General features: G+C 62.2%; 18 protein-coding genes. 4 read left to right on the plus strand and 14 right to left on the minus strand.

From position 1 onward, the window contains the following. Window positions 1-91 precede the first annotated feature (91 nt). Together pdxS and K4G53_RS21105 are read left to right on the plus strand one after the other, a co-directional pair. Window positions 92-988 carry a pyridoxal 5'-phosphate synthase lyase subunit PdxS gene (gene pdxS / locus K4G53_RS21100; RefSeq protein WP_221387629.1) on the plus strand — a complete coding sequence of 299 codons (897 nt, stop codon included), beginning with the start codon at window positions 92-94 and terminating at the stop codon, window positions 986-988. Window positions 989-2,229: 1,241 nt separating this feature from the next. Beyond that, window positions 2,230-2,961, plus strand: coding sequence for a GntR family transcriptional regulator (locus K4G53_RS21105; RefSeq protein WP_221387630.1), 732 nt, complete (start codon window positions 2,230-2,232; stop codon window positions 2,959-2,961). 750 nt (window positions 2,962-3,711) lie between these two features. Here K4G53_RS21105 and K4G53_RS21110 read toward each other — a convergent pair. From K4G53_RS21110 to K4G53_RS21140, 7 genes are all read right to left on the minus strand, one after another. Then, window positions 3,712-4,524, minus strand: coding sequence for an ABC transporter ATP-binding protein (locus K4G53_RS21110; protein ID WP_221387631.1), 813 nt, complete (start codon window positions 4,522-4,524; stop codon window positions 3,712-3,714). A gap of 36 nt (window positions 4,525-4,560) precedes the next feature. Beyond that, a complete protein-coding gene (locus K4G53_RS21115) occupies window positions 4,561-5,322 on the minus strand; it encodes an ABC transporter permease (protein WP_221387632.1) in 762 nt (253 codons plus the stop codon). A 72-nt stretch (window positions 5,323-5,394) separates the two neighbouring features. Then, the gene (locus tag K4G53_RS21120; RefSeq protein ID WP_221387633.1) at window positions 5,395-6,177 is read right to left on the minus strand and encodes an ABC transporter permease; all 783 of its coding nucleotides are present in this window, start codon (window positions 6,175-6,177) and stop codon (window positions 5,395-5,397) included. Between the two features lie 39 nt (window positions 6,178-6,216). Beyond that, a complete protein-coding gene (locus K4G53_RS21125; RefSeq protein ID WP_221387634.1) occupies window positions 6,217-7,197 on the minus strand; it encodes an ABC transporter substrate-binding protein in 981 nt (326 codons plus the stop codon). A gap of 597 nt (window positions 7,198-7,794) precedes the next feature. After that, the gene (locus tag K4G53_RS21130) at window positions 7,795-9,192 is read right to left on the minus strand and encodes an MmgE/PrpD family protein (RefSeq protein WP_221387635.1); all 1,398 of its coding nucleotides are present in this window, start codon (window positions 9,190-9,192) and stop codon (window positions 7,795-7,797) included. 9 nt (window positions 9,193-9,201) lie between these two features. Further along, window positions 9,202-10,662, minus strand: coding sequence for a 4-hydroxyphenylacetate 3-hydroxylase N-terminal domain-containing protein (locus K4G53_RS21135; protein WP_221387636.1), 1,461 nt, complete (start codon window positions 10,660-10,662; stop codon window positions 9,202-9,204). 130 nt (window positions 10,663-10,792) lie between these two features. Further along, complete coding sequence (locus K4G53_RS21140; protein WP_221387637.1) at window positions 10,793-12,040, minus strand: flavin reductase; 1,248 nt, start codon at window positions 12,038-12,040, stop codon at window positions 10,793-10,795. 521 nt (window positions 12,041-12,561) lie between these two features. Here K4G53_RS21140 and K4G53_RS21145 point away from each other — a divergent pair. Together K4G53_RS21145 and K4G53_RS21150 are read left to right on the plus strand one after the other, a co-directional pair. Continuing rightward, window positions 12,562-14,544, plus strand: a complete 1,983-nt coding sequence (locus tag K4G53_RS21145) for an NAD(P)/FAD-dependent oxidoreductase (RefSeq protein ID WP_221387638.1) — start codon at window positions 12,562-12,564, stop codon at window positions 14,542-14,544. An 11-nt stretch (window positions 14,545-14,555) separates the two neighbouring features. After that, window positions 14,556-15,944: a carboxylesterase family protein gene (locus K4G53_RS21150; RefSeq protein ID WP_221387639.1), complete on the plus strand. Its 1,389-nt coding sequence runs from the start codon at window positions 14,556-14,558 to the stop codon at window positions 15,942-15,944. Between the two features lie 508 nt (window positions 15,945-16,452). Here K4G53_RS21150 and K4G53_RS21155 read toward each other — a convergent pair. The 7 genes from K4G53_RS21155 to K4G53_RS21185 form a co-directional block, all read right to left on the minus strand. Further along, entirely contained in the window at window positions 16,453-17,433 is a 981-nt protein-coding gene (locus tag K4G53_RS21155) for an NAD(P)H-quinone oxidoreductase (protein ID WP_221387640.1), read from the minus strand. A 174-nt stretch (window positions 17,434-17,607) separates the two neighbouring features. Continuing rightward, window positions 17,608-19,110, minus strand: coding sequence for an NAD-dependent succinate-semialdehyde dehydrogenase (locus tag K4G53_RS21160; protein WP_221387641.1), 1,503 nt, complete (start codon window positions 19,108-19,110; stop codon window positions 17,608-17,610). A 99-nt stretch (window positions 19,111-19,209) separates the two neighbouring features. Then, the gene (locus K4G53_RS21165) at window positions 19,210-20,013 is read right to left on the minus strand and encodes an HpcH/HpaI aldolase/citrate lyase family protein (RefSeq protein ID WP_221387642.1); all 804 of its coding nucleotides are present in this window, start codon (window positions 20,011-20,013) and stop codon (window positions 19,210-19,212) included. Continuing rightward, complete coding sequence (gene hpaH / locus K4G53_RS21170; RefSeq protein ID WP_221387643.1) at window positions 19,998-20,783, minus strand: 2-oxo-hept-4-ene-1,7-dioate hydratase; 786 nt, start codon at window positions 20,781-20,783, stop codon at window positions 19,998-20,000. Before hpaH ends, K4G53_RS21165 begins: the two co-directional genes overlap by 16 nt. Before the next feature lie 3 nt (window positions 20,784-20,786). Continuing rightward, on the minus strand, window positions 20,787-21,878 hold the full coding sequence (gene hpaD, locus K4G53_RS21175) for a 3,4-dihydroxyphenylacetate 2,3-dioxygenase (RefSeq protein ID WP_221387644.1): 1,092 nt from the start codon (window positions 21,876-21,878) through the stop codon (window positions 20,787-20,789). A 32-nt stretch (window positions 21,879-21,910) separates the two neighbouring features. Next, on the minus strand, window positions 21,911-23,452 hold the full coding sequence (gene hpaE / locus K4G53_RS21180) for a 5-carboxymethyl-2-hydroxymuconate semialdehyde dehydrogenase (protein ID WP_221387645.1): 1,542 nt from the start codon (window positions 23,450-23,452) through the stop codon (window positions 21,911-21,913). Window positions 23,453-23,479: 27 nt separating this feature from the next. Beyond that, window positions 23,480-24,089 (minus strand): GntR family transcriptional regulator (locus tag K4G53_RS21185; RefSeq protein ID WP_221387646.1); only part of this gene is annotated, 610 nt, incomplete at its 5' end.

Raw genomic sequence — 24,089 nt, forward strand, 5'->3', positions numbered from 1 at the left:
CGCTCTTCCCGGCACCCCGGGAAGAGCGAAAGGTCCTCCCTCTCCCGCGCATCCACAACCAAACAAAACGTTCTGCAGAAGGACCGATACAATGAACTCCGCGAACAGCGTCACGGGCAGCAGCCGCGTGAAGTGTGGCATGGCTGAGATGCTCAAGGGCGGCGTCATCATGGACGTCGTCAACGTCGAGCAGGCCCGCATCGCCGAAGACGCCGGTGCCGTGGCTGTCATGGCGCTGGAGCGCGTTCCTGCCGATATCCGCGCCCAGGGCGGCGTATCCCGGATGTCCGATCCGGACATGATCGACCAGATCATCGATGCCGTGTCCATCCCGGTCATGGCCAAGGCCCGGATCGGCCACTTCGTCGAGGCCCAGGTCCTGCAGTCCCTCGGCGTGGACTACATCGACGAGTCCGAGGTCCTGACCCCGGCCGACTACATCAACCACATCGACAAGTGGAACTTCAAGGTTCCCTTCGTCTGCGGTGCCACCAACCTCGGTGAGGCCCTGCGCCGCATCAACGAGGGCGCAGCCATGATCCGTTCCAAGGGCGAGGCCGGCACCGGCGACGTCTCCAACGCCACCGGCCACATGCGCCAGATCCGTGCCGAGATCGCCAAGCTCTCCGCCCTGCCCGAGGACGAGCTCTACGTCGCGGCCAAGGAACTGCAGGCCCCGTACGAACTGGTCAAGGAAGTCGCCGCCGCCGGCAAGCTCCCCGTGGTCCTGTTCACCGCCGGCGGCATCGCCACGCCCGCTGACGCCGCGATGATGATGCAGCTCGGCGCCGACGGCGTCTTCGTCGGCTCCGGCATCTTCAAGTCCGGCAACCCCGCCCAGCGCGCCGCCGCCGTCGTGAAGGCCACCACCTTCTACGACGATCCCGACGTCATCGCCAAGGCCTCCCGCGGCCTGGGCGAAGCGATGGTGGGCATCAACGTCGACGAGATCCCCCAGCCCCACCGCCTCGCTGAGCGCGGCTGGTAAAGGGCCGTGGAATGGAAATACGCCACCTTTTCGAAACTTGCTCAGCCATGCAAGCGAAGCCAGCCCCCGGTGAAAGGCTTATGGTTGAAGATTGGATGTGGCTTGACTCGGGCGACCGCGTTCGGATTGAGCGGGAGAATGGGTCCACGAGTGGTTTGATAGATGTTGTGGCCCCGGATGCTTCGGTATTTTGGCCCTGGCTAGACGACGCCGAAGGATGAGTCATCATCAACGAGGACGATGATGTCGGGGTGTTTCTGGACGAAGCTGATTGACGTCAGGCTTCTAATTGGCGGCGCTAGGTGGCGGTCTCTTCACCGGTACAACCTGAATGACAGGCAGATTCTGTCATAGCATGTGTTGCCCGAAGCGATGAAATCCTCACCGATGCTGGCTGCAGGTCGAATGCTGATAACGGTGAATCCATCCGCTTCGGGGGGACGCACGGTGCAGCGGTTGAGGCGGACGTACTCTGGGGCCCAGAAGTCTCATGGCGGAGAGTGAACAGCTACGTCGCCCGGATTCGGGAGAGCTCTTGGAATGTTCAGGAAAAGCTCGATTGGGGGGACATTGTTCACACTTTTCGTATCGGAGTGCCTCGTACCGCCCTCGAATTACTCCGGTTTCCGTATGTATTCGCGGGTTCGCAGTGTTTGCAAGGGCGAGAATGTAGTTCGAGTCCCACCTCGGGCACAGTAGATCGCCTCGTCAGAGGGGCTTTTTGCTTTAACGTGTTGACATAGCTTGTGGTGGCGTGCCTCTGACTCTTGGTTGGCGGGTTGTGGCCTGGCTGCCGCGAGGGCCTATTCAGGTGTGTGGGGTGGCGGGCTCGAGTCCGTGGCTGTTAGGCCTTCCGCCTGCTGAACGGGGGTTATTCGGTTCCTTATTCCGGTTCTGTCGGGTGGGCCCGGCGTGGCCTACCTCTATTCATGTTCCGCCGGAGCGGGGACAGCATGACTGCTTCAAAGTCGACCAAGGGCTTTCGAACAAGGCGGGTTTGGCCGGCCGAGGCGGCAATGCGCTGGCGTTTGTCCTGCCCAAGGAGGCGTGGACAATGTCCACACTGTGTCTGCTTTTGTTTTATGGTCGGGAGCGATCCTGCGGAGAGGTGATCGGTGAAGGGGCCCAACACGAACCGGAGGTTGTTCTTCGGACGGGTCGTAAACAGAATGCAAAACATGGTCATAATACATTAGATGGTGGTGGTGACATGTTTGCGTAATTTGAAGTATATTGCAGTCATGGCACGAAGCGGCAATTCTGAAACCCTCAGCACCGGCGTACGCGACCGGATACGCAAAGATATTCTGGCAGGGCGCTGGCTTCCGGGGCAGAATCTGCAGCTGATGCCCTTGTCCAAGCACTATGCAACCTCCAGCACCGTGGTGCGGGAGGCCCTCACGCGACTCTCTGGTGACCGGCTGGTGGAGCTCAAGCCGAATCGCGGCTTCTTTGTTCCCCAGATCTCGCTCGATGAGCTGCGGGACTTCAACGAGTTGAGGTGCCGCGCCGAGGAGTACGGCATTCAGCTCGCCATTGAACGGGGCGACCTGCATTGGGAGTCCGAGGTTTTCGCCGCCCACCATATGCTGGAGCGCATTCCGCGGTTCTTGGACGACACCCTGGAGCTGAATCCTGAGTGGGTCGAGGCCCATGACAACTTCCACAAGAAAATGCTCTCGGCGTGTGGACTGCCAGTACTGATCGACCTGACCTCCGTGCTGGCAGATGAGAACTCGCTGCACCGCCGCTGGTCGGCGCCGTCAAAGAAATCCGTGAGCCGCGACATGGACCAGGAGCACCGAGAAATCCTGCAGGCCGTTGTGGACCGAGACGCCGAGCTAGCAGGACGGTTGCTGAGAGAGCACTACACCAGGTCCATGAATAACATTCTCGAAGTGGGGTTCCTTCCGGAGGCGCAGCGAGTTGCCCAGTCCGAAGGTCTGTCGGATGTGACGCAGACGTCAGCTTGATGAAGCTACTTTTCATCATCATTCTCGAGAGGGACTGGTGCCCCAACCCGTGATCGGTGGAAGGGAACGGACCTTGAATAACGCTCTTCATCACCGTTGATGCCGCATATCTGCTGATCAGAGAAACTCCACTTGTGTGGCGTCAGGTACGGCTGGCGCTTCAACTTTGCCCGCCTCGTTCCCGCCTGCACCGACGGCGCCTGTTCGCAGCGATGCCATGGGCTGATCCGGCCATTTCAGGCCACATCTGCGGGCTTAGAGGTCATGCTTTCGTTCGTGGATAGGTGGATCCCAGAGTCCGTGTGCCCATGCAGGCATTGGGGGAGTCGCATTATCCAGGGGAAGGCGCGCTTGGCAGTCCTGCCGGTTGCCGGGACGTGGCTTCGAAAGTGGCCGGCACAAGCGCAGCTCACCTACTGATGTGCGGTGGGTCAATGCGCTGGCAACATTGCCGCGGACAGCCTGTTGGTGCCGCCAGCATTTTCGTGGAGCACCACACGGACCCGGATCAGGTCTACGACGAGGAGTGGTCTCCCAGTTAAATGGTGTGGCGACGTCCGTGCCTGAGCTAGGAGAGGTTCGACAGTGCCTTCACTGAGATTTGCTGGCATGGCTTTCGGCTCCGTGGAGGCGGCCACCAGGGTCAGGTGAACAGCCATTATCACTGATGGCAACCTGCGCACTCGCGCACGTCGCACCTTTGCTGACGGCCGACCTCCCCCCGGACGGAAACGTTAGGGTGCCGGGTGCTTACTTCCGAAGTCGAGTCAGGATGCGGCCGCGGGCGTCCTGGAACCGCGGGTCCGCTTTGGTGGCAACTTGATCGCGGTGCGTGCCGAAGCCGGTCTCGATCACGTCCACGACGGTGGCCGGTTTCTCGGCGATGACAATCACCCTGTCAGCCAGATAGATGGCCTCGTCTACGTCGTGCGTCACGAGCATAATGGTCACTCCGAGCTTCTCCCGGAGGTCGATTACCAGGTCTTCGAGGTCAAAGCGTGTTTGCGCATCGACGGAGGCAAATGGCTCGTCCATGAGTAACACCTTGGCGTTGTAGGCCAGTGCACGGGCGATGGCCACACGCTGCTGCATACCACCGGACATCTCCCATGGGTACTTGTTCCCCTGGCCGCCCAGCCCCACGGCATCCAAGGCCTCGTCCGCGGCTTTGTTGCGCAAAGGCTTCTTCTGTCCGCGCCCTTGCAGCGGGAAGGCGATATTCTCGCGGGTGGTCATCCACGGCATCAGGGACCGCGAGTAGTCCTGAAAGACCACGGCCACATCACGGTGCGGTCCCTCAAGGGCACCGCCGCCCACCACGACTTGGCCGGCCTTCGGTTTGAGCAGACCGGACAGGCCTTTGAGCAGAGTGGTTTTGCCGACGCCGGACGGGCCGACAATCGAGACAAACTCCCCGTTGCCGACAGTGAGGCTGAGATTCTCGATGATGCGCTTCTCATCAGCACCCTCCCCGTATCCCAGGGAGAGGTCTGTGACGCGCAGCAGGGAATCTTCGCTGACGCGTGTCAGCGTACCGCCGGGGACGCTTTCGGTGTTAGACATGATTCAGACTCCTTATAAAAGACGTGTCGTGGCGCATCAGCGGGCGCCGGATTTGTGATACCAAGCCAAGATCTGCCTGTCGATCAGGCTGAAGCCGATCACCAGGACGTAGCCGATGACACCCACGAGCAGCGCCCCACTCCATGTCTCGGGGATCCGGAAAGTGCTGGAGGAGTGAAGGATGTAGAAGCCCAGCCCGACATTGGAGGCGAAAAGCTCGCTGACTACCATGACGACGATGCCGATTGGCAGCGCGACGCGTATGCCGGCGATGACCTGAGGCATGGCTCCCGGAAGCACCACCCGACGGTAGTAGAGCATCCGCGGGATACCGAAGACGCGGGACACCCGTCGCACCCCGACCTCCACGCCCAGGCTTCCATCGATTGTGTTCAGCAGGATCGGCCAGACGCAGGCGAGGGCTACGGCGTAGATCTTCGAAGCTGAACCCAATCCGAAAATACCGATAATTAGCGGAACCAAGGCGGACTGCGGCACGGAACGTACGAAGTGTATGTAGGGGTCGAGGATAAGCCGCAGCCGTTTTGTTTCGCCCAGGATGAGCCCCAAGGCCACACCCACGACGCTGGCGATCAGCAGCCCTAACGCCAGGTTAGAGAGACTCGAGCTCATGGCCTGCAGTAGTACGCCGTTGGTAAAGTCCCGGCCCATCACGCCGAGGATCCGTGAGAGCGGGGGAACAAACAGGTTGGTGCTGTTCGCCGAGGCGAACCACCAGAGGACGACTAGTAAAACGGGCAGCCAGAGCCGCCACAACACGTTTGTCAAAGTTCTCATATGACGCTCCTGGTCGGTTTGAGCTCGATGCACTGGAGGTTTATCGGAGGGGGTGTGCTCGTCGTGGAGGGCTCAGTCATCACTCTGTCTGTTCCATCGGAGCAGACGCCCCTCTGCCCGGCCCAGTAAAGAGGCCACGAGCCATCCGAAGATGCCCGCGAAGAACAAGTAGGCAAGTGCGTTGTCCCAGCGCTCTGCCTCCTGGGCGAGCGTGATCAGTCGTCCCAGCCCCGGCACCTGGGTCAGGACCTCGACTCCGACCGCGGCAAGTATCGCGATGGACGCTGAGATGCGCACGCCGGTGGCGATGAACGGCAGGGCTGACGGCAACAAGACTTTTCGGAACCACAAGCCCTTCGGGATCTGAAAGACCGTCGCAGTGGATACGATGCCTGGATCCAGTCTTCGAGATCCAAGGATTGACTGCACCAGTACGGGCCAGACCGCGGCGAGCACGACCATGGTGATTTTCATGTTCGTCGTGGCACCCAGCACCAGCATCATCACCGGCATTAGCGCGATGGTCGGAAAGGCGCGGCCGAATTCAACGATCAAAGCGGCTGAGCGGTCCAGCGGACGGACCGTGCCGATCAGCAGCCCCAGGACGACGCCGATTGCACAGGAGAGCAACCAGCCCGCCAATGCGGCGAAGAGCGTGTAACCGAAGCCCACCCAGAAGTTGCCCATGGTGACCACGGTGAAGATGGAGGTCACAATATCGGGGACGCCCGGGGTGATTTTGGGCAGAAGCCCGCTCATCAGTGCGAACTGCCAAAGAAGCAGAATCACTACCAGGGTAATCACTCGCTGGAAGGTAAGCGTCCAGTTAACGCTGGGCCGGCCGCTGAAGGCCATTGGAGTGGTTGTAGTTGTAGCCATGGCTCATATCTCCGCTCAGGCGCGCGGAGCTCCTTCCCACAAGATCTCATCAACGCTCTTGGGCTTGGAGACCATGCCGAACTTTTTCAAAGCGTCAGTTGTTTCCTGTGACACCTTGGGATCAACAGCCACTTGCTGCTCGACCAGCGGCCCCTTGGAATTTTCGATGGAGTTTCCAGTCACCTCGCTGCGTACCTTGTAGACGGCGTCCGCGTTGCCAGGGTCGTTGTAGAAAGAGACAGCCTTGGCCATGGCCTCATTGAACTTTTTCGCGGTCTCACCATCCGCCTGGAGCCATGGGTCGGTGGCCGCCCAGAGAGTGATGCCGAGCCCAGCGCGATACTGACGGGAAGGGTTGGCGATCACGTGGAAGGAGGCATCAGAGATGACTTGGTTGTAGAAGCTGTCGGCCGGAAAGATCGCATCCACCTGGGAGCTGGACAGCGCGGTACGCATCGACGCATAGGGCAGTGCGACCTGCTTGACGGTATCCAGATTCACACCAGCGTCCGTCAGTGCCTGCAGGACAGGCACGTTGCCTCCGGAGCCGAGTGAGTTGAAGGCGATCGTTTTGCCTTTCAAGCCGGACAGATCAGTGATGCCGCTGTCCTTGCGCACAACCACACCGGAGGTGTCTACCACCTTGGAAATGAGACCCGCACCAGAGATCAGCTTGATGGGCAGGTCCTCAGCAGTAGCGGTTACAGCTGCATCCCAGGAGACCGTGCTGATCTGAGCTGATCCTCCAACAAGCTGGCTGAGGTTGTCCTGGGCGGTGCCGCCCGGCCGGATATCTACATCCAAACCAGCCTCATCGAAGAAGCCCTTCTGTTTCGCAATGTACAGGGGCTCGTAATTTATGGGTGCATGCAGGACGGTGATCTTCTTGGCGGCGGCGGACTCAGCCCCGCCGCCGCAGGCCGTAACGGCCATGATGCCTGCCAAGGCCATGGCCAGGGCGGCCCTACGGGGCACCATCGGGGTCATTTTCTTCATGCGTCTTCTCACTTTCCAATCTGAGGGTTATATGACACTCTCCAGCTGAGAATGCATAAAGCGAGGATAACGTAAATGTGGCCCATTGCACACTATTTTTCGTGAGCCACGTCATACTGCGTTGTAAGTGGAGGGAAAAGCCGTGGCGGCGTGCTTCCACGGCGGTGCAGCGCTGCTGCTGGAGCGGGTGCCCACCTGCCAAATGAGCGTGGCAATATAGCCCGTTCGTCGCAGTGCGCCACTGGCGCAAATGCGAAGGGACCATCACTAAAGGGCAGATGCCAAAGCAAGCCATCCGATTCGTGAAGCACCCACGATCACCGGAATCGCTGGAAGATCAGGTTGCAGTTGGCGAATCCGGAAGGCACTCAGACGGAAAGCAGCAACATCAGCAACTAACGGTGCTGCATAACGACGCCATGTCGTGCAAGCAGAGGCCGACTTCACACGAAAGCGGGCGGGGGTAGGTGGCGAGAGTAGATCAGGCCGCAGGCCGAGACAGACGGAGAGGCTACGAAAGTTAGTTTTCTCGTACTCGGTAGCCCTGCGCCAGCAGCTCCGGAGTCAGCAGATCGCGTTCTGACCCATGCCGCCCGATCAGCGCTGCCCGGACGGCTCCGCCAGCAGGGCCGCCAGCTCGGACATGTCCTCCAGCTGTTCCAAATGGTGGACCAGCTCAAGCACATGGTCGGCAACGGAGTCCTCAAGAGTTCCGTTCCACGCCATGTTGCTGCGGAACTTGGCCTCTATACGCTCACGGTTCAATGGGGCGAAGTGAATGTCCCCAAGCACCCGGTCAACACGAATGCGGTGGCGATCGCCGGACGTAAGTCGCACCTCGACCTCAGCCGTCTGGGCCTGTTCGCGGGGTAGCGAGCCGAGGATCTCTATCTTTTCCAACATCCTCTGCAGTCCTGGATCGCGCATGTGAGCCTCGTTCATGTGCTGCAGTCCAACGGTTCCGTACATCAGCGCCGTGGCCACAGCGAACCTGATGCTAAAGGCGCCCGAGACCTCCGGGCAGCTTCCAACGGTGAACTCCTGTCCGACGAAGCCGGCCTTGGTCTGCGGATTCACAAATATCTGGATGCCCTCCACATTGTCGGGAGCGATCCGATGCGCCTCCACCAGCTGCACGGTGGCATCCAGCGACGCCTGGCTCGCCCGGCACGTCGGCCACGGCTTAATGACGGCATCGGCGTAGAACTCCTGACCGAGGCCCTCGGTGATCTTCTCAGGTTGCGGTGCGGCGCTCCACTGGGCAAGGAAACCGAAACGTCCCCCGATCGGGTCGTCAGGTCCCCGGAATCCCGTGCTGGCCAGCTCAGCGGAGAAGACAGCGTTGCGAGCGGAAAGGGAGATCGGCAGCTTGAACGCCAGTGTCTTGTCGTTGATGTTGTCAATGGTCCCGGATACTTGGTTTATGACCAGCCCCAGCCCGTGATGCAAGGTGGCAGCGTCCTGCCCCATCAGGAGTCCGGCCGTGGCCACGCCGCCCAGAGCATTTATCGTCCCAGTGTTGTCTCCGCCGCCGTACACATCGAAGCCGGTGGCATGACCGAGCCTCGCGGCCAGGTCGTCTCCATAGATCAGTGCGGTGAGCAGGTCCCTACCACCGCGTCGTCGGGCCTCAGCCACAGCGAGTGCCACGGAGACAGTAGTGCCCGTGATGTGCGAGGGGATCTGCACCCCCTCGGCGTGATCAGCCCCGACAGGCTCGAAATCATATGACCTCATCAGGGCCGCGTTAGCCAGAGCGGCATGCATCGCGGGTACCTTGACGCCCGTGGTCAGAACGGTCGACTCTGCGCGGCCACCCCAACCGGTGACCAGGTCGATCAACGAGGAGCTGCCTTCAGCCTGAGTACCGGCCGCGATCAGACCCAGAGCGTCCAAAACACGCGTCTTGGCCCGATCGATTGCTTCCGAGGGCAGCGACTTGAAGTCCGCTGCCGCAAGATGGTCGGTCAGGACCGCCGTAAGTGTCTTGTCCATCGCCTTGGGTTACGCCCGGCCGGCCGTGGGAACCTTTTGACGATCCAGGAATTCCCATACCGTTCCCTTGTCTCCATTGCGCTGGCCCTTGATGTGCTCGAGCATGCGTGCCCGTCCTACGGAACCGAGGTAAAACCGCTCATACAGCTCGATGCGCGAACCCAGGGCCGACCCAGCGAAATCCCAAGCGGTTCGGAAGATCCGGGAACGCTCTTGAGCGCTGATGCCCCCCGCTCCCGGAAGGTACTTCTCGAGCATGGGAGCCAGCTCCGGGTTATCGAACGCTGCCAGGGAGGGAGTGGCCAGCAGATTGTGCGAACCCATCGTTTTGATGATGTCGTTCACCCGGATCATCCATTCCGGCATGATCGTGCGCAGCACACCGATATCATCGTGCACGAAGTAGGCACCACCGCCCCAGTCATGGGCTCGGCGCTCAGCGGAGTCGATGATCGCCCGGGTCATCACCAGGAAGCCGTGAACCTCACCAAGCATGGTGGTGACGTCCGGCCGCGCACCTGACCCGGTGACCCGGGCCATCTCGGCGAGCAAATCGTAGGCAAACTCCAGCTTTACAGCGGCCCGGATGGCCGTCTGCTGCTGGGTGCATCCGGTAGCAGTTCCTTGGTTCACCGAGTTGTAGAGATCCAGCTCCCCATCAATGAAGATACGGTCGTGGGGGATGAGCACGTCATTAAATATGACCACCCCGTCCTGCTCGTCAAACCGGGATGAGAAGGGCCGGTCCTCGCGGGAGGCATCTACACCGTAATGATCACGGCAGATAATTGCGACGCCTTCGGCCGCCACGGGGATGGCGAAGGACAGGGCGTACTTTTCGTATCCGGGCTTGATGGGAGTTGCCGGGTAAACGTAGATCTCGTCGGCGATCGGACCGAGGGTCGCCAGGACCTTCGCGCCGCGAACGATCACACCCTCGTCAGTGCGATCCACCACCTGAAGTGTGAGGTCGGCGTTGGCTCCGTCCAGCTCACCGATCGATTTGTCGATGTTGGCGTGGACGATGGTGTGGGTGAGGGCCAAGTCGTTCTCGGCCACGTACTTCTGGTAGGCCTTGATCCGCTCGAAGTAGATTGGATCGGAGGAAGCCTTTTCCCAGAGGTCTGTGCGGGAGACGTGTCCAGCCAGGACCACGTTCACGTAGTCGGGAGTGCGCCCCAGCATGCCCATGGAATAGCGGGCGAACCGGTCAAAGGCACGGTGCCGGCGTTCGATGTCCTCCTGGTTGGCGGGACGCAGGTGGGATACCGAGATCATGTCGCCGCTGTCGGGACTTTCGAACAGGCAGTCGTCCCAGTGCTCCCATTGGTAGTCGAAGTATTCGGCCATTCCTGCAAGGGAGCCGGCGAAATCCGGATGTTCAGTAACATCGATCTGCTCGTTTCCGTACCAGACCGTGCGTCCGTCCTTAAGTCCCTCTACGTATTCATATCCACGTCGTGCTCCCATTGAGCTCTCCTTCATCTCTAACGTCGGGTGAGAAACAGGACGCCTAGCGGACGGCCCGATTGTTCTCATGTTGGTTGTTTTGCTACTGACGGCTATCTAACCGGCGGTCCGCCTGCGCCTTTGGGATGGATCAGGCCGAACGGAGGCCAGCTGCGGTGTACCTGCGGTAGTCCTTGGCAGCCGGACCCGCCAGGGTGCGACTGACTTCTGCTGCTGCCTCCTGAAGGGCCGAGGCCCATTCCCGGACCGTGGCCGCATCCACGCCCGACGGCAGGTTGCCGAGCCGAATTACAAGTCCGGAGTTAGTCGGCTCATCTGCCTCGGGGGCAAAGACCGGTACGACCACAGATGCCAGGTCGATATTGGTGTCTGCCACGTCCAGCGCGCATCCGAAGTACTGGCGGCTTTGTGCGATGGTGGTGCGGACTGCGCGATCACGAGCGGGCGTCAGCTCTGCGCCGGCCCACTCGGCCAAGGCCTCGTTGAGTTCGCCATAGCCTGCCGGATCCTGGTTGATACGGGAGACGGCGTATCCCTGCTCGCGCACGCGGGTAAGAGCCTCGCGATAATAGGTGAGGACATCCTCGTCCTGCGGGAAGATCCGGCCCAGCCAGGCAGCCACCTGGTCTGGGCTCCATGCCACGGCGGCCTCGCCCAGCGGCGGGATCAAAGGGATCCGCACGCCGATGCGTTCGTCCGCGTCGGTGTTGCCGCCGTAGGACGTGGCACCGATCGTTTGGTCCAGGGAGCTGATCTGGACCAGAGCTGCGGCCGAGCAGCTGAACCTCTGGGCAAGCTCATCGAGCTGTGGACGAGCGGCTTCCGCCAACCGGACCGCAGAAATCAGCGACTCGTCCACGTGAGCCGACAGGCCGGTGGTCGAGAAACCACCATAGCCGCCTTGAAAGAACAGTAGCGGCGTCACACCTCGGTCGACGGCGAGGTCGTCGACCGAGACCAGGGTGATGTAGTGGTCACCGGCCTCCACTTCCTCGGTGATCCGCCCATGGATGTGCGCGACGGCGCCGTCGATCATGGGGGCGCCCCAGGGTGAGAGAGTCCATCCGACCTTGTCGAACTTCGCCGGATCCTTGGACGCCAGGGTGCGGCAGGCCTGCATCTGGTCGTGGGCGAAGACCGAAATGCAGACGTGGTCTGCCACACGCAGCTTCGGGTAGGTCGATGACGTGGTCATGGGCATGAAGGCAACCAGCGGGGGCTCCAGGGAGACCGAGCTGAAAGTGCCTACGACCATACCCACTGGCGTTTCGTTGACCATGGCGGAGACCACGACGACGCCGGTTGGGTAATGACCCATGACGTCGCGGAATGCACGGGGGTCGAAGTGCGGCCTCTGGTCCACCTCAGCAATGCTCATGGTGTCCTCCTGGTGAAGGGTTGTGTGATTGGTTCCCGCCAGTTTGCAATATCCGACGGAGAATATATTTGATGTGTACGACCATAACCCCGTCGGCATCAATGAGTCCACCTCCAATTTCTGGCCACATGGTGGAGGGGGCCGTCAGGTGCAGAATATATTTCTACTTGCTTAATGCACGATGACAGGGATATTGTTTACCTTGGATGTGATGCAGAGTACTAACGCGTCGCCACGAAGGGTGCCTTGCCTCACCGCACGGCACTCGGAGGATTTTTGTGCAGGGGGACGATTTGAGCAGCATTCAGGTTGGGCCGCGAGAAGGACCCTGACGACCTCACGGAGCCCTTGTCGCCCACGGCGGTCAGACCCGGGATCTATAACCGGATCGCTAGTCCCTGCCGTCTTAAGTAATAGGAGGAGACTGTCCGGGGACGGCAGATCTTCCTCGACAAGCGGCTGCCGGGTATGCCCGGCTGACCGCATTTCCACCTAACCATGCTTCATCTCGAGGAGATCTTATGGCGAGCAAGCCCACCAACGGTGACCTGTACTGGACAGAGGAGTACCCGACGATCACCGAGTCAGATGAATCCCTGCAGGCGTACGTCGCAGGGGCTGAAGCTCCTGTTCTGCTGGCAGCGTTGGCCACCACCTTGCAGGATCTGTCCTATGTGCCGGCCGAACTATCCCCGCCGCTTCCCCCGCTGGGCACGGCGCTGCTGCCCCATGGAGGGATGTCTCCGGAACAGGTCCAGCGTGCCCAGGATCTGGCGCTGACCGGAATGAAGCGGCTGAGAGACGAGCGAATCCGCAGCGTGCAGCAACTGAGCGCCGAAGATGCTTCCGTGATTTTGGATTGGTTCACCGGCGGCCGCGCCGCCAGAGACCGATCCTGGATGGGGCAACTGAAGCATGAATTCGCCCCTGCGGCAGATCGGAACGGTTCGGCTGAATGGAACTATGCCGACTACCCCGATCACCGGGCCGTCGCGCCATTCACGACCTTGATAGTCGGGGCAGGCATCTCCGGTATCGCCGCCGCCTATCGCCTACAGGAAGCTGGACTGCCATACCGCTGGATTGAGGCTTCGCACCGGATCGGTGGCACGTGGTGGAAGAATCACTATCCGGGTGTGCGTTTGGATACCCCCACCTACGGCTACAGCTTCTCCTTCGCACAGCGGGTCGACTGGCCGAACCAGTTCGCCGCCGGGGCGGAGGTTCTGGATTACTTGGAGACGCTGGCGGAGAAGGCCGACTTCACCGAAGCGATAGAGCTGAACACCTCCCTGACGTGCGCCGTGTGGGATGAGGACTCGGCGACTTGGAGGGCCACCACGCGCAGCAAGGACGGTCATGAGACTACCGAGAGCTACAACGCGATCATCACTGGTGTGGGGCAGCTGGATCATCCCTTCATTCCGACCTGGCCGGGGCAGGCCGACTTCAAGGGAGTCCAGATGCATTCCCAAGAGTGGGACCATTCGGTGGACCTGAAGGGCAAGAAGGTGGCCGTAATCGGCACAGGCGCCTCCGCTTACCAGATCGTCCCAGCCATAATCGGCGAGGTCGACAAGATGTACCTGTTCCAGCGCAGTGCCCCCTGGATGCTGCCGGCACCCACCTACCACGAGGCGATGTCGGACGCTGCCCAGTGGCTGCACCAGAAGGTCCCAGCTTACGGACAGCTGTTCCGTCTCTTCGTCACCGCCGGCGGCATCGAAGGGCGCATGGAACTCGCAAAGGCTGAGGAGGGCTGGGATGGTGCACCCCTAAGCGTCTCAAAGGCCAACGAGGAATTTCGCCAGGCCATCATCGAACGCATGCGCGAGCAGTATGAAGGCCGCCCTGACCTGCTGGAGAAGGCGATCCCGAATTACCCGCCGTCGGCCAAGCGCATGCTCCGCGACAACGGCGTGTGGGCCGCAGCCCTGCGCGAACCACAGACGGAAGTCATCACAGAAGGTTTGGCATCCTTCACCAAGACCGGCCTGGTCACCGACAACGGACGAGAACTCGATGTCGATGTCGTCATCTACGCTACCGGGTTCCGTCCGTCCGATTACTTGGACCCGATCAAGATCGTGGGCCGCCACGGCTTGGAGATCCATGACTACTGGGGCGGGGACGCGAAAGGCTTCGCCGGAATCACCGTTCCCAACTTCCCAAACCTGTTCATGCTGCTCGGCCCCAACACCGGCGGAGTAGTCGCCGGAGGGCTGCACTTCATGATCGAACGCGCGGCCGAGTACGCAGTCGAGGCCATCCACCAGATCCTGGATCTCGACGTGCGCGCCCTGGATTTGAAGCAGGATGCGTTGGACGAGCACATAGCCTGGGTCGACGCAGAGAACGAAAAGATGACCTGGGGGCAGCCGTACGTGAAGACATGGTACAAGAACAAATTCAATCGGGTATCACAAGTGTGGCCCTTTAAAACCACTGAATACTGGCGTATTACGGAGCAAGTGAACAGTAATGACTACGAGTTTCTGAAGTGACTGCTCTTGACGTGACAGTCCGGTACGCCCGGCTGTCCGACCCCGATAACAGGTTCTCCGAGGCCGAGCCTCTCACGGCGACGGCGGAAGGACTGCCTGCACCGGTCGGGCCTCTGGCCTTCCCGCAGCTGCCAGGTGGATTGAACGCGCTACTGGGGGCAGCCAACAGCGAGCTCGCACAATCGCATGATGCCTTCCAGCTGCGCGTGCAGGCTCCAAGGATGTCTAAGGGGCTGCCTGTGGTGGTATTTATACCCGGTGGCGGGTTCACCACGGGGACGGGCAATGCCCGGTGGTTCAGTGCCCCTTCGCTGGTTCACGACGACCGGTGCGTTTTGGTCACCGTCAACTATCGGATCGGCATCCTCGGACATCTGGGAATCGATGGAAACCCACTTGACTCCCAGCGGCCGCTGCGCGACCTGGCCGTGGCTCTGCGCTGGGTCAAAGAAAACATCCTGCTGTTCGGCGGGGATCCAGAAAAGATTACTCTCGCCGGCGACTCGGCGGGGGCATGGTACGCCTACGCGCTTTCCACTCTTGAGGAGACCCGCGGCTTGTTTCGCCGCACCGCACTGATCAGCCTCCCGTGGGAGCCTGCGTTGACAGTTGAACAGTACCGGGACAGGTGGTCGCTGGCCACCACCTCGCTGTCGGGCTGCGGCGGACTCGCTGAGGCCTCGTGGGAATCGCTTCTCCGCGCCCAAGCCAGCCTCGCTAAGGCTTACGCCGGCCGCGGGATGCCATTGATGCCAGCCGTCGGCGATAATCTGGGTGCCGACCTCCACAACTACTCTGCCACTGCATCGAAGCTACACGTCGAATCACTGGCGATTCTCTCAACCTCGGAAGAATGCGCAGCTTTCCTGCTCTCCGTCCCAGAGACGGCCTTCCCGGAAGAAGCCGCCGATGGCTTCACCCAGAGCCGGTTCGAGAACCCGGACGCGGTGCGCGACTGGGTCGACCGCAAAGTCCCCGGGGGGTCCGCCAAGGCCCGGATGGTGGAACTGATGACCCTACACCAGTTCCGGCTCGCGAACCTGGAACTGGCCAAGGCTGCTGCAGGTGCCGGCCTCACCGTGTATCTGGCCGGGTTCTCCGTGCAGAGCCCGCTGCCGGGCGCAGGCAGCCCCCACTGCATGCCGATGCCGTTCCTGTTCGATTCTCTCCGGCAATGGAATGATGCACCCATGCTGGCTGGCCTGGAACCGAAGATATTCGCCACCACCTCGGAAGCCTTGAGGGGCTGGTTCGCGGGGTTCATTCACGACGGCCGCATCCGTGTGGCGAACGAATACGGGACTCCTTTCACCGTCTCCGACCCCCTCCGGCTGGAGTTCGACGGCGGCCAACCCTACTACGAGGTTCCCTCCGAGCTCGGGCTGGTCGCTCGTCGCTGAAAGAGAGCTGCGCAGTCGTGCCTGCGCTTCAAAACTGGTAAGACGCAAGGACTTTTGCTACACAATCCCCATCCAATTCAGGAGAGGGCCCATAACTACCTGAGCTTTTACGCAGCGGACGGGCAATAGGCTTTGGCATCTCGCATGAATCGTATGGCTGTCAAGCAGTGTCCGGTGGGAAGGAAGGCAACGGGACGGGTCGAGGCGTTGTCAGGCAGCGATTTGGACAGTCCTGCCCCAGGGCGTCGATCTTTAGTTGCGAGGCGAACATGCGCAACATCTGGTCCGCCGCCAACCCCAAGGTCAAGCGGCGGCGGCATCGCCGAAAGGCTTCCTCCGCGCGCTCCCGGACCTGGCAGGGAGACCACAACAGGGACGCACCTTCAGCAGCCCCAATCTCGCCGAACTCCGGATCTTCGCGTCGACCTTTGCCGCCGAGAAGCCGGCGGCAAAGGTAAGCAGAGGATGCCATCTTCAAATATCCTATGCATACGGCACCTCTACCGCTCTAATCAGTTTCCCGGCAGTCCAGCAAGATCTTGCCAATGTGGGCCCTGCTGTCGAAGTGGACGTGAGCCCTACTTACTTCAGAAAGTGGGTACACCTTTTCTGTCACCGGTTTGATGGCTCCGGCCTTGAGGAGCGGGAGGACAAGACGTTTCACGCTTGCCATGATGGCTGTCTTCTGTTGGGGGGAGCGGTCCCGCAGCAGGGTCCCTGACACGGATGCCTTTTTCTTCATTAGGGCCGCGAAGTCCAAAATGCCTTCGGGGCCGCCTTGCATACCGATGGTCACGATCCGTCCGAATGGCGCCAGGGCTTCAACATTTTTGGGCAGATACTTTCCTCCCACAGTATCGAGGACGATGTCTGCGCCACCTTCAGCAAGCATTCTTTTGGCGAAGTCCTCTTCCTTGTAGTTAATCAAGACGTCAGCGCCGAGGCGATGGGCCACCTCAAGCTTGGCATCGCTGGATGCCGTGACTGCTACCCGCCCCCCAAGAGCCTTGACGAGCTGGATCCCGAAGACTCCAATACCCCCCGTGGCTCCGTGGATCAGAACCGTCTCACCGGGAGCGAACTGGCCTGTGTCACAAATATTCGAGACCAGCGTGGCCGCAACCTCTGGTACCCCCGCGGCTTCGATCAAACCGATTCCCTTCGGAATCGCCACGACATGGTCCGCGTTGACGGCGACGTATTCCGCGTATCCGCCGGACGCCAGCAGTGCCATGACGTGATCGCCCTGCACGAAGCCGTGCACACCAAAACCCGCTTCTGCAATGGTTCCGGAGACTTCCATTCCGAAGATATTTGAGGCGCCTGGGGGAAGGTTGGAGCGTCCAAGCCGCTGCAGTGAGTCAGCCCGGTTCAGACCGGCTCCTGCTACGCGGATGAGAACCTCTCCGCTGTGTGGTCTTGGGTCGGGGAGTTCCTCCACGACGAGGGTTTCTGGGCCGCCGGGTGTTCTGAAGCGGACAGCTTTCATGTTTCGTCTTCCTAGCGTCTAAGAAGCTTAGGATTGCCAATTCGGACGGGCCCGGACATCTCGATGGCGGGCGCATTCTGATCCGTCAGCCGTTTTCTTCAAATCGGCCGCGCAGCTACGAGGCCGCGGCCAGCATCCGCAGGTAGCGTTACGGCCCGCCCCTGATGAGTCCGGCTATTGGGTGTAGGGGTCGTTGATGCCGATGTATTGGGTGGTGGTGTATTCGGCGATGCCTTCGGTGCCGCCTTCGCGGCCGAGTCCTGATTGTTTGACGCCGCCGAAGGGTGCTGCGGCGTTTGAGATGACGCCTGCGTTGAAGCCGACCATGCCGAATTCGATCTGCTCCGCGACCCGTAGGAGCTTGTTGAAGTCGCGGCTGTAGAGGTAGGACGCGAGGCCGTACTCGGTGCTGTTGGCGAGCTTGATGGCCTCTTGCTCGGTGGTGAAGGTGGTGATGGGGGCGACGGGTCCGAAGACTTCCTGGCCGAGGATCGCAGCGTCGTTGGGCACATCAGCGAGGACGGTGGGCTGGTAGAAGTAACCCGCCCCGTCCACGGGGGCGCCGCCGGTGACCACCGTGGCTCCGGCCTCAACAGCGGCGCTGACCAAAGCGTGCACGTCATCCCGGGCGCCGCCGTCGATCAGCGGACCCACCTTCGTCTCGGGGTCGGTGCCGCGGCCCGTGGTCAGTGCCCCCATCGCTGCAGCGAACTTGGCCGTGAACTGGGTCGCGACGGTTTCGTGGACGAGGAAGCGGTTGGCGGCCGTGCAGGCTTCGCCCATGTTCCGCATTTTCGCCGCCATGGCTCCTTCGACGGCCTTGTCGATGTCGGCGTCTTCGAACACGATGAACGGTGCGTTGCCGCCGAGTTCCATCGAGGTGCGCAGGACGTTCTGCGCGGCGTCGGCCATGAGCCGCTTGCCGACCGGGGTGGAGCCGGTGAAGCTGACCTTCCGCAGCCGCGGGTCTGCAAGCAGCGGCCCGGAGATCCCCGAGGCCGATGAGGACGCGACGACGTTGAGGACCCCGGCTGGGAGGCCGGCGTCGAGCATGGTCTGGGCGAAGTACTGGGCCGTGAGTGGGGTGAGTTTGGCGGGTTTGAGGACCATGGTGCAGCCGGCGGCGATGGCTGGTGCGACCTTGCGGGTGGCCATGGCGAGGGGGAAGTTCCAGGGGGTGATGAGCAGGCAGGGTCCGACGGGTTTGTGCTGGACGAGGATCTTGTTCTTGCCTTCGGGGGTGGTGAGGTAGCGGCCGTAGTCGCGGACGGTTTCTTCGGAGAACCAGCGCAGGAACTCGGCGCCGTAGGTGACTTCGCCGCGGGCTTCGGCGAGGGGCTTGCCCATTTCCAGGGTCATCAGCAGGGCGAAGTCCTCCGCACGTTCGGTGACCAGGTCAAAAGCGCGGCGCAGGATCTCGGCCCGCACCCGTGGCGCGGTCCGTGCCCAGGACGCTTGCGCAGCATCGGCCGCGTCCAACGCCGCAACTGCGTCCTCGCTTGTAGCGGAGGCGAGGGTGGCGAGCACCTGCCCGGTGGCGGGATCGTGCACATCGAACGTGCCGCGGTCGGACGCCTCCCGCCACTCGCCCCCGATCAAAAGACCGGTGGGCACCGAGGCGAGCAGCGAAGCCTCACGCTCCGCCGGGGCGGCAGGGGACATCTCGGAAATGGTCATGCAGGGCTCCTTGGGAGGTGACGGTTCTGGGGCGCAACTGACTGGCAGTTGTTGTCGTTTTCAGGGTCAAGACGACAACAACTGCGAGCTGGTTGGGTGTTAGTAGCTGGTGGGGGCGTCGCCGTCAGCAGGTTTGATGTACTTCGCGGCGAGGGCTTCGGAGCCGCGGGCCAGGAGGGCGACGTCGGCTCCGACCAGGATGAAGTTGGCGCCGTGGGCCAGATAGTGCTCAGCTGTGCTTGGGTTGAAAGCGTTCACGCCGGCGCGCTTGCCGGCCGTTTTGGCTGCGGCGAGGCAGTGTTCGACGGCGGCACGCACCTCGGCGTGTTCCTGCTGTCCCAGCAGGCCCATGGAGGCGGCGAGGTCGGACGGTCCGACGAACACGGCGTCCACGCCATCTACCTTGAGGATGTCCTCCACGGCCTCGACGGCGGAGGTGGATTCGATCTGGACGGTGACGCTGATGGTTTCGCTGGCCCGGGCGAGGTAGTCCGGGACCCGGTTCCAGCGGGCCGCCCGGGCAAGAGCGGATCCCACCCCCCGGACGCCCTGTGGCGGGTAGCGGGTGGCGGCCACGGCGGCCTCGGCCTCAGCCACAGAATTGACCATGGGGATCAGCAGGTTCTGCACCCCAAGGTCCAGGTACTGCTTGATCACCACGGTGTCGTTCACAGGCGGCCGGACCAGGGTGTGCACGGGGTAGCCGTGGATGGCCTGGAGTTGGGCCAGGATGGATTCGAGCCCGTTGGGGCAGTGCTCGGCATCCACCAGCAGCCAGTCCAGGCCGGACCCGGCACAGAGCTCGGCGACCAGCGGGCTGCCGGAGCACACCCACATGCCGGCCAGCGGCCGGCCGGCCGTGGTGAGGGCGTCGCGGAAGGTATCTTCTATTCGAAACGGCATGTGACACTCCCCAGGGGTCCGTAGTCGGCGTGGACAGTGTCTCCCTTGTAGACCCACAGGGGCCGGGTGAAGGACCCGGCGAGGATGATGTCCCCGGGCATCAGCGCGTCACCGTGGGCGGCGATCTTGTTCGCGAGCCAGTGCACGCCGTTGGCGGGATGGTCCAGCACGCCCGCGGCCACGCCGGTTTCCTCCACGGTCTGGTTCTTGTAGAGGATGGCGGAAACCCAGCGAAGGTCCACGGCGTCTGGCTTCACTGGGTTGCCGCCGATCACCATGGCGCCCATCGCGGCGTTGTCCGAGATGGTGTCCACGATGGTCCGGCCCTCCATCTCGATCCTGGAATCCAGGATCTCCAGGGCCGGAACCACGTAATCGGTGGCCTTCAGCACATCGAAGATGGTCACGCCCGGGCCCTTGAGCCCATCCTTCAACACGAACGCCAGCTCCACCTCCACCCGCGGATGCGTGTACCGGTCCCACTGCACGGAGCAGCCGGTCTCCAGCACCATGTCGTCGAAGATGGCGCCGTAGTCCGGTTCGGTGATGCCGGTGGCAGCCTGCATGGCCTTGGACGTGAGGCCGATCTTGCGCCCCACCAGGGTCCTTCCGGCGTCCTCGTTGCGGCGCCGCCACAGCTGCTGCACGGCATAGGAGTCCTCCACGGTCATGTCCGGGTAGCGGGCAGTCAGGCGGGGCACAGGGGTGCGGGTGCGGCCCGCTTCCACCAGCTCATCCGCGATAGCCTCAATCGTCTTCGGCTCCAGCATGTCCTAGACCTGGACCCCCAGCTTGAAGCCGGTCCGGTCGGCAACATCCGGCCCTTCGCCCGGCTTACGGGTGTAGGAGAAGCCATCGGCGCCCACCGTCACCGCCATCTCGGACTTCTCCTCGCGGACGACGACCGGCTGCGGGTTGCCGTCCAGGTCCAGGACCAGGGAGGCCTCGGTGTACCAGGACGGGACCACCGGGTTGCCCCACCAGTCGCGGCGCTGGTTGTCGTGGACGTCCCAGGTGATGGTGGGGTTGTCGGGATCGCCGGTGTAGTAGTCCTGGGTGTAGATCTCGATGCGGTGACCGTCCGGGTCCAGGATGTAGAGGTAGAACGCGTTGGACACGCCGTGCCGGCCGGGGCCGCGTTCGATCCGGTCGCTGATGCGCAGGGCGCCCATCTTGTCGCAGATCTGGATGATGTTGTGCTTCTCGTGCGTGGCGAACGCGACGTGGTGCATGCGCGGGCCGTTGCCGCCGGTCAGGGCGGTGTCGTGCACGGTCTGCTTGCGGTGCATCCACGCGGCGTAGGTGACGCCGTCGGAATCCTTGATGTCCTCGGAGACACGGAAGCCCAGGTCTTCCAGGTACTTGCGGCCCTTGGGGACATCCGGGGTGACCTGGTTGAAGTGGTCCAGCCGGACCAGTTCACCGGCGGAGTAGAGGTCGTAGCGCTGGGTGAGGCGCTCCACGTGCTCCACCTCGTAGAAGAACTCGTAAGGGAAGCCCAGGGGGTCCTCCACGCGGACGGAGTCGCCGATGCCCTTGGTGAAGCCGTCCTTGCGGCGCTCCACCCGGCAGCCGAGCTCCTTGTAGTAGGCCTCGGCGGCGTCCACCTCGGCCGGGGACTTCACCCGGTAGGCGAACGCGGCGACGGCGGCGACGGGTCCCTTGCGCAGCACCAGGTTGTGGTGGATGAACTCCTCCAGGGAGCGCAGGTAGATCGCGTTCTCGTCCTCTTCGGTGACGTGCAGGCCCAGGACGTCCACGTAGAACTCCCGTGACCTGGCGAGGTCCGTGACCACGATCTCCATGTAGGCGCAGCGGACAATATCCGGGGCAGGGACGGTGGGGGTGGGAACGAAATTGGTCATTGGAGTCTCTCTTCTTCGAAAGGCTTAGAGGTTTAGCTGTCGCTGGTTTCAGCGGAGTCCTGCACATTGCCGAACTTGGGGGAGTGGGCCTCGTTGAGGGTGATCTGTACCGACTGCTGGGTGGTGTAGAAGTCGATGGAGCGGTAGCCGCCCTCCCGGCCCAGGCCGGAGGCCTTGACCCCTCCAAACGGGGTGCGCAGGTCGCGGACGTTGTTCGAGTTCACCCACACCATGCCGGATTCGATACCGTGTGCAAAGTTGTGGCCACGCTTCAGGTTCGTGGTCCAGACGTACGCTGCGAGACCGTACTTGGTGTTGTTGGCCAGTTCGAGGGCCTCTTCGTCGGTGTCGAAGGGGGTGATGGCCACGACGGGCCCGAAGATTTCCTCCTGGAAGATCCGGGCGTCAGGGGCGACGTCGGCAAACACCGTGGGCGCGACGTAGTTGCCGGTGGGGAAGCCTTCGGCGCGGCCACCGCCGGCCAGGAGACGGCCTTCGGTCTTACCGATCTCGATGTAGCTCATGACCTTGTCGAAGTGGTTGGGGTGCACGAGTGAGCCGACCTCGGTCTTGGGGTCACTTGGGTGACCAACCACGATGTTCTTGGCGCGTTCGGCGAAGCGGGCGACGAAGTCATCGTAAATATCGCGCTGCACGAGAACGCGGCTGCCGGCGGTGCAGCGTTCACCGTTCAGACTGAACACGCCGAAGACGGTGGCGTCGAGGGCGGCCTCGAGGTCCGCGTCAGCGAAGACTACAGCCGGGCTCTTGCCACCGAGTTCGAGCGAGAGGCTCTTGAACTGCGGGGCCGCTGCGGTCGATATGGTAGCGCCGGTGGAGCTGTCGCCGGTAAAGGAGACAATTGGGACCTCGGGGTGCTTGACGAGATAGTCGCCGGCGACGCTTCCGGATCCGAAGATCAGGTTAAAGACGCCAACGGGCAATCCGGCCTCGCGGAAGATTTCGGGCCACAGCACGGCGGAGAGCGGGGTGTAGCTGGCGGGCTTCATGACCACGGTGTTGCCGGTGGCAATTGCCGGGGCGAGCTTCCACGACTCCTGCATGAACGGGACATTCCACGGGGTGATCAGGGCGGCCACGCCGATCGGCTTGCGGTTCACGTAGTTGATCTGGCGGCCGGGCACCTTGAAGGCATTGTCTTCCTGGCTAACGATGAGGTCGGCGAAAAACCGGAAATTTTCGGCGGCGCGGAGGGCCTGGCCCTTGGCCTGGGTGATTGGCAGACCGGAGTCGTAACTTTCGAGGAGGGCAAGTTCGTCGTCGCGTGATTCGACGATGTCGGCAATCTTGTGCAGCACCCGCGAGCGTTCCCGGGGCAGCATCTTCGACCACGGGCCCTCTTTAAAGGCACGCTTGGCGGCGGCGACGGCGCGGTCAACATCTTCTGGCTGGGCAGCAGCGACCGTTGCGTAATTTTCGTTGGAGACAGGCTTCTGCACGTCGAAGGTCTTACCTGACACCGAATCGACAAACTCGCCATCGATGAAGTGCTGCAGATGCGTGGGCAGATTTGCCGGGATGGGGTGTTTGCTGGTTTCTACCGAGGTCGTCATCGTTGAGGTCCTATCTGGGTCTGGGTGCTAGTTGGATTGGGCGAGGTAGGCGTCCAGAGTTGCGGAGCGGTGGAACCGGGCTGCCTTTTCGACGGCGTCCGCGTCAGCTCCGGCTTCGATGAGCTTCAGCAGGTTTTCGTGTTCCTCTACCGAGTCGCGGGCGCGGCCGGGGACGAAGCGGAAGGTGGAGGACCGCAGCGCCGCGAGGCGGTTCCAGCCGCGGTGGACGAGGTCCAGGATGTGCGGGTTGGGGCAGTGCTCGAACAGGACGCTGTGGAAGTCTTGGTTGAGCTGGGTGAAGCGGACGGGATCGAAGTGGTCCAGGCACCTCCGCATTTCTTCGTTCACGGCCCGGGCCCGGGCGATGGCTGCAGGATCGATCAGCGGTGCGGAGAGGGCTGTGGCGGCACCCTCCACGATGCTCAGGGTCTGCATCGTGTAGAGGTATTCAGTGGGGTCGATGCCCGCGACGGTGGCGCCGACGTTGCGTTCGAAGGTCACCAGGCCCTCGGCCTCGAGCCGCCGGATGGCCTCGCGGACGGGGACCACGCTGAAGCCGAGGTCCTTGGCGATCGAACCCAGGACCAGCCGGTAGCCGGGGGTGTAGGTGCCTTCGACGATCCGTGCCTTCACGGCC

Origin of the sequence: Arthrobacter sp. MAHUQ-56, assembly GCF_019710585.1 — a bacterium.
Classification (GTDB): Bacteria; Actinomycetota; Actinomycetes; order Actinomycetales; family Micrococcaceae; genus Arthrobacter.